This is a genomic window from Streptococcus suis, from assembly GCF_002964045.1.
Classification (GTDB): domain Bacteria; phylum Bacillota; class Bacilli; order Lactobacillales; family Streptococcaceae; genus Streptococcus; species Streptococcus suis_U.
Genome location: NZ_POPB01000223.1, coordinates 1 through 1,452, shown reverse-complemented (window position 1 = coordinate 1,452; position 1,452 = coordinate 1). Strand labels below are relative to the sequence as shown.

At 39.4% G+C, this 1,452-nt stretch carries 1 protein-coding gene; it reads right to left on the bottom strand.

Going from position 1 to position 1,452, the window contains the following annotated elements:
- Positions 1-153: 153 nt before the first annotated feature.
- Positions 154-1,164 carry a type I glyceraldehyde-3-phosphate dehydrogenase gene (gene gap, locus C1E99_RS02020; protein ID WP_024397990.1) on the bottom strand — a complete coding sequence of 337 codons (1,011 nt, stop codon included), beginning with the start codon at positions 1,162-1,164 and terminating at the stop codon, positions 154-156.
- Between the last annotated feature and the right edge of the window lie 288 nt (positions 1,165-1,452).

Here is a 1,452-nt window from a genome sequence, read left to right as displayed (position 1 = left end):
GACGAACTTTAAAACCAAGATATATATTGCTTTAAACATCAAAAATGAGAGAACGAATTTCGTCCTCTCTAGATGTTAGCTTTTCGTCTACCCACTACAGTTGACAAAGAGCCGAAAAAAAGAGGCCGAAGCCTCTTTGATTTTCACTAAGGATTATTTAGCGATTTTTGCGAAGTACTCAAGAGTACGAACAAGTTGTGAAGTGTAAGACATTTCATTGTCATACCATGAAACAACTTTAACCAATTGTTTGCCATCAACGTCAAGAACTTTAGTTTGAGTTGCGTCGAACAATGAACCGAATGAGATACCTACGATATCTGAAGAAACGATTTGGTCTTCAGTGTAACCATAAGATTCGTTTGAAGCAGCTTTCATTGCAGCGTTAACTTCTTCAGCAGTTACGTTCTTGTCAAGTACAGCTACCAATTCAGTTACAGATCCTGTTGGAACTGGAACACGTTGTGCAGCACCGTCCAATTTACCGTTCAATTCTGGGATTACCAAGCCGATAGCTTTAGCAGCACCAGTTGAGTTAGGAACGATGTTTGCAGCAGCAGCACGAGCACGACGAAGGTCACCACCACGGTGTGGTCCGTCAAGAACCATTTGGTCACCAGTGTAACCGTGGATTGTAGTCATCAAACCTTCAACGATACCGAAGTTGTCATGAAGAGCTTTAGCCATTGGAGCCAAACAGTTTGTAGTACATGAAGCACCTGAGATAACTGTTTCAGTACCATCAAGGATGTCGTGGTTAGTGTTAAATACAACAGTCTTAACATCGTTACCACCAGGAGCAGTGATAACAACTTTTTTAGCACCGTTAGCGTGGATGTGTTGCTCAGCTTTTTCTTTAGAAGCGAAGAAACCTGTTGCTTCCAAAACGATATCTACACCGTCAGTAGCCCAGTCAATGTTTCCTGGCTCACGCTCAGCAGAAACTTTAACGAATTTACCGTTAACTTCAAAACCACCGTCTTTAACTTCAACAGTACCGTCGAAACGACCTTGAGTTGTGTCATATTTCAACAAGTGTGCAAGCATTGCTGGATCTGTAAGGTCGTTGATACGAGTAACTTCAACACCTTCTACGTTTTGGATACGACGGAAAGCAAGACGACCGATACGTCCGAAACCGTTAATACCAACTTTAACTACCATGAATGATTTCCTCCTTATGAAAATCGAGTTCTTTATTTTAAAAGGCAAGCCTTTTAATCCTTTTGTGAAAATTGTAACTTGTAAATCTACAAGTTAGTTTTCAACGTTCTTATTATATAACTTATTTATTAAAAAAGCAAGAATTTCATATTGTTTCATTAGCAATATATGGAGCCCAAAATTCTCAAAGTAAGTTCTAGTCTAACACCAAAACTGGAAATTAGACTGAGACAAGGAAATAAGGTAGAACTTACTTTGGGACAAGTTGGTAACTGACAATGAAAAACA